This is a genomic window from Microcystis sp. M53598_WE2 (genome assembly GCF_030067735.1).
Lineage (GTDB): Bacteria > Cyanobacteriota > Cyanobacteriia > Cyanobacteriales > Microcystaceae > Microcystis > Microcystis aeruginosa.
In genome coordinates, this window is record NZ_JASJFE010000457.1 from 1 (window position 1) to 4815 (window position 4815).

General features: G+C 43.7%; 4 protein-coding genes. 3 read left to right on the forward strand and 1 reads right to left on the reverse strand.

From position 1 onward, the window contains the following. Positions 1-432 precede the first annotated feature (432 nt). Entirely contained in the window at positions 433-1266 is an 834-nt protein-coding gene (locus tag PX636_RS09520) for an acyl-CoA desaturase (RefSeq protein ID WP_002795871.1), read from the reverse strand. A gap of 119 nt (positions 1267-1385) precedes the next feature. Here PX636_RS09520 and PX636_RS09525 point away from each other — a divergent pair, with 119 nt between their 5' ends. The 3 genes from PX636_RS09525 to PX636_RS09535 all read left to right on the forward strand — a co-directional run. Continuing rightward, the gene (locus PX636_RS09525; RefSeq protein WP_002795872.1) at positions 1386-2609 is read left to right on the forward strand and encodes a methionine gamma-lyase family protein; all 1224 of its coding nucleotides are present in this window, start codon (positions 1386-1388) and stop codon (positions 2607-2609) included. A 155-nt stretch (positions 2610-2764) separates the two neighbouring features. After that, positions 2765-3580: a prohibitin family protein gene (locus tag PX636_RS09530; protein ID WP_002795873.1), complete on the forward strand. Its 816-nt coding sequence runs from the start codon at positions 2765-2767 to the stop codon at positions 3578-3580. A 317-nt stretch (positions 3581-3897) separates the two neighbouring features. Continuing rightward, positions 3898-4815 (forward strand): vWA domain-containing protein (locus tag PX636_RS09535; RefSeq protein WP_288116920.1); only part of this gene is annotated, 918 nt, incomplete at its 3' end.

Consider the following 4815-nt stretch of genomic DNA (forward strand, 5'->3'; position numbering starts at 1 on the left):
AGAATTAATTATGCAAGAACTCTATTAAATATTTGTTAAAAAAGTTGCTAGTTTGACCTTTTTATGCTATCGGTCAGAAAAGGTCGGCGATAGAGATGGTGACAGGGAAGAAATCGAATAGAAAGGCCAATGGATTAGGCTGTCTAGCGGGGGGTCTGGTTTTTTGCCTATTATTTCCCCTGTGTGTTTTCTTTTTTGGTTGGTTATCCTTCGCTGTTGGGATGAGTTGTGCTTTCCCCAGTCAATGTTCGACAGAGGAGGAAATAATCAAGTTTATCCTATCAATGATTTCGTTTTTTGGGGGAGGATTCGCATTACCTATATTCCTCAGTTGTGCCGTGGGAAAAGCCGTTAGATTTGGGTTAAGTCGGAGAAAAAATAACCGAACTTATGTTTAAGTTCGGCTAGATTTAATTTAACAACTGGATAAAACTAACTTTCTGTCGCCGTTGCTGTGGTGGGAGGCAACTTAATATTAGTAGCTAATCCCAGAATTTGCAGCAGACGGATGGTCATCCAAGTCAGGTCAACTTCCCACCATTGTAAGCCATGACGGGCAGAATACTGATAGGCATGGTGATTATTGTGCCAACCTTCACCGAAAGTTAAGAGGGCAACCCACCAACAATTTTTAGAATTATCGTGGGATTCATGGCTAACATAACCAAATTTGTGGGTGGCGCTATTGACAAACCAAGTGGAGTGGAAAACTAAGACCAAGCGAACAAAAATTCCCCAAATTACAAACGGCCAACCACCCATAGCATAGAGAATTAAGCCTAAAACAATTTGGATAGGAACAAAATAATTTTGACAGAATTTATAGAAAGGATCGTCGGCGATATCCTGGGTAAAACGAGCGATTTCTTCGTCGGCAGGAATTTCGTGCAGCATCCAACCCATGTGACTCCACCAAAAACCTTTATTAGAATCGTGGGGATCGGGAGCAGTATCAGAATATTTATGATGAATACGATGTAAACCTATCCATGCGATCGCACCCCCCTGACAAGCGAGGGTCCCGCAGAAAACCAGAAAGTATTCTAACCATTTGGGAGTCTTAAAACTCCGATGGGAGACCAGACGATGAAAACCGAGGGTAATTCCTAAACCCCCGGTAATCCAATAGAGAATCAATGTCACTCCCACAGCACCCCAGCTAAAATTGCTAGGTAAGAAGGCTAAAAGAGCCACTAAGTGGATAAAAGCCATGTAGATGAGAGTCACCCAGTCAATGGGAAGTTTTTCGGAAGTCGCAACAGTCATTGAATAACCCAAAGGGAAACAACAGGAGACAGAGCATCATCGTCTTATCTGTCTCGATTTGACACAGGGGGAACTTTGACGCTTAATGAATAGTAACAAATATCACAGTCTATTGTTTGATGGATATCCCCCCTCTACTCCACAGGGCAGAAAAGGCCTTACTCCCCATCTTTTCGGAAATTGACGCACAGGTCAAGGAAAATCTCCGTCAAGTCCTCGGTGCTTTCCGTGAAAACCGCGTCGGAGTGCATCATTTCGCCAGTGTTAGTGGTTATGGTCATGATGACTTGGGACGGGATACTTTAGATCAAGTGTTCGCCCAAGCCCTGGGGGCCGAAAAGGCGGCGGTGCGGGTACAATTTGTTTCAGGAACCCATGCGATCGCCTGTGCCTTGTATGGGGTTCTTCGACCGGGGGATGAGATGTTAGCGGTAGCCGGTGCGCCCTACGATACCCTAGAGGAAGTAATTGGGATTAGGGGCAGTGGTCAAGGCTCTTTAAAGGATTTTGGCGTTAGTTATCGGCAATTAGAGCTAGATTCTACCGGTGCGATCGATTGGTTGGCTTTGGCAACAGCAGTTAAACCCCAAACCCGTTTAGTCCATATTCAAAGATCCTGCGGTTATTCCTGGCGATCGAGTTTGTCGATTGACGAAATCGAGAGAATTGTCCGTATAGTTAAACAACAAAACCCGAATACGGTCTGTTTTGTCGATAATTGCTATGGAGAATTTATCAACACCCAAGAACCCACCAACGTGGGGGCAGATCTAATGGCCGGTTCTCTAATTAAAAATCCCGGAGGTACAATTGTCACGGCCGGGGGATACATAGCAGGTAAAGCGGAATTAGTGGAAATGGCCTGCTATCGTCTGACAGCACCGGGGATCGGTAGGGAGGGAGGGGCAACTTTTGACCAAAATCGTCTTCTTTATCAGGGATTGTTTCTAGCGCCGCAAATGGTGGGAGAAGCGATGAAAGGTAGTCATTTAATCGCCTATGTGGGCGATAAGTTGGGTTATCCGGTCAATCCTGCTCCTTTTGTGCCTCGACGCGATATTATTCAAGCGATTAAACTCGGTTCCCCCGATAAGCTGATTGCCTTCTGTAAAGCCATTCAAGCCTATTCTCCCATCGGTTCCTACTTGGATCCCATTCCTGCCCAAATGCCGGGCTATGAGAGCCAAGTAGTGATGGCTGGTGGCACGTTTATCGATGGCAGCACCTCGGAATTCTCCGCCGATGGACCCCTACGGGAACCCTATATCGTTTTTTGTCAGGGGGGAACCCATTGGACTCATATTTCCCTAGCTTTAGAACAAGCGATCGCCGCTTTATCTTAAACGGGCCCTCTCACTTTCCTTCTCTCCTCTAGTTAATCCCAATCGAACTTTAAAAACTCAGTTATGGATTGTTTCTCCCCACTTTCCCATACTTTTTAAACAGGATTATAATAACAGTGGTACGATAAAACCGATCAAATATCTAAGGAGTTGTCATGAATTACAATCGCAATATAATACCATTAATGGCGGGGGGAATTTTAATATTAGCTTTTACTACCATACTGCGCCCTTTTGCCGTTATTGATACTGGCGAACGCGGCGTTGTCATGTACTTTGGCAAAGTGCAAAAACAAATCCTCGATGAAGGAATTCATCCCGTTATACCGATTGTCACCAAGATCAAGCCCATCAACGTTCGAGTCCAAACAACGGAAGTAAAGGCAAAAGGATCTTCCAAAGATTTGCAAGATGTGGAAACAACTATTATCGTTAACTGGCACATCGACCCCGACAAAGTTAATCAGATTTATCAACAAGTTGGGGATATCAATGTGATTGTCTCTGGTATTATAAACCCAGCAGTATCGGAAATTGTCAAAGCGGCAACAGCACAACGTCCCGTACAAAATATCTTGCAAGAGCGAGGAGAACTCAAACGTGAAATTGACACTTCCCTCGCCGAAAGATTAAGACGTTATGGGATAATTATCAATGATGTATCTCTCGTTAATTTTGGTTTTTCTGAAGAGTTTAACGCGGCGATTGAAGCCAAACAAGTAGCGGAACAAAAGGCAGAAGAAGCTGCTTTTCGCGCACAACAAGCAGCACAGGAAGCGAAAGCGGAAATCAACCGCGCGAAGGGACAGGCAGAAGCTCAAAAACTATTGCGCCAAAACCTAACAGCAGAAATTTTACAACAACGAGCAATCGAAAAGTGGGATGGACGTTTTCCTGTCGTCATGACTGGTTCAGGCTCCCTTCCCCTGATTAACATCGATTCCAATTTATTATCATCTCAAAAAGAGTAAATAACTTTAGTTCGCGTTAAAGAGATTTTGCCATGACTTCCACGAAAGAATAAGTCCGACCGGCCACGGTAAAATTTCCCACAAGAACTGCTGGGGCCGCATCTTAACTTTGTAGAAATATCGACAATCGGGAATTATCAGTGACTCTTAAATTATTCCCAATATATGAACAACCACAGGTGTGCATCGTAGATTGACAAAAATGAGATGCACCCAATGCTCGAACTTGTCTAACTCGATGCCAGACGGGAAAATAAGCACAAATTTAACTATACTCATTACAATATAAATATCAACGACCACGATAAAAAACTCTTATGCGGGTAACTCTAAAATCGGCCTTGAGTGACAGTCATATCGATGCTAATCAAAACAGCAGTCAACGTCAACTGATGCTATCGATCGCCGCCACCAGTGAACAGATCAACACAAATTTACCGATTAATCTTTGTTTAGTTCTCGATCATAGCGGTTCTATGCAGGGAAAACCCCTAGAAACGGTCAAAAAAGCGGCTTTAAGTTTAATAGAATCCCTCGGAGTTAATGATCGTCTCTCGGTGATAGCTTTCGATCATCGCGCCAAAGTTATTCTTCCCTCCCAATCGCGACAGGATGACCTGACCTTAATTCGCTCAAAAATTCAACAATTACAAGCGGGAGGAGGTACAGCGATCGATGAAGGGATAAAATTAGGTATTCAAGAAAGTTCTACCGGCAGCAAAGGTTATGTGTCTCATATTTTTCTGCTTACCGATGGTGAAAATGAACACGGAAATAATCAACGCTGTTTAAAATTAGCCGAAGTGGCGGCCGAGTACGGTATCACCTTAAATACCTTCGGTTTTGGCGATCATTGGAATCAAGATATCCTAGAAAAAATTGCCGATATCGCTGGCGGAAGTTTATCTTATATCGAAAGACCCGAACAGGCTTTAATTGAATTTACTCGTCTATTTAACCGTTTGCAATCTGTCCGGTTAACTAACGCTTTCCTGCAATTAGAATTAGATGCTCGGACTCATTTAGCGGAGTTAAAACCCATTGCCCAAGTTGCCCCAGAAACTATAGAAATGAGCCTACAAAAAGAGGGCAATTTTTACATCACCCGTTTGGGTGATTTAATGATAGATGAAGAAAAAATTATCCTCCTCAATCTCTATATCGACCAAATTCCCCCCGGTACTCATACCATAGCTAAGGTGAAGATTCGCTACGATGATCCCGCTTCCGGTCAA

Coding starts and splice junctions, on each gene's coding strand:
- PX636_RS09525 (WP_002795872.1), top strand. CDS start 1,386: ATGGATATCCCCCCTCTACTCCACAGGGCAGAAAAGGCCTTACTCCCC.
- PX636_RS09520 (WP_002795871.1), bottom strand. CDS start 1,266: ATGACTGTTGCGACTTCCGAAAAACTTCCCATTGACTGGGTGACTCTC.
- PX636_RS09530 (WP_002795873.1), top strand. CDS start 2,765: ATGAATTACAATCGCAATATAATACCATTAATGGCGGGGGGAATTTTA.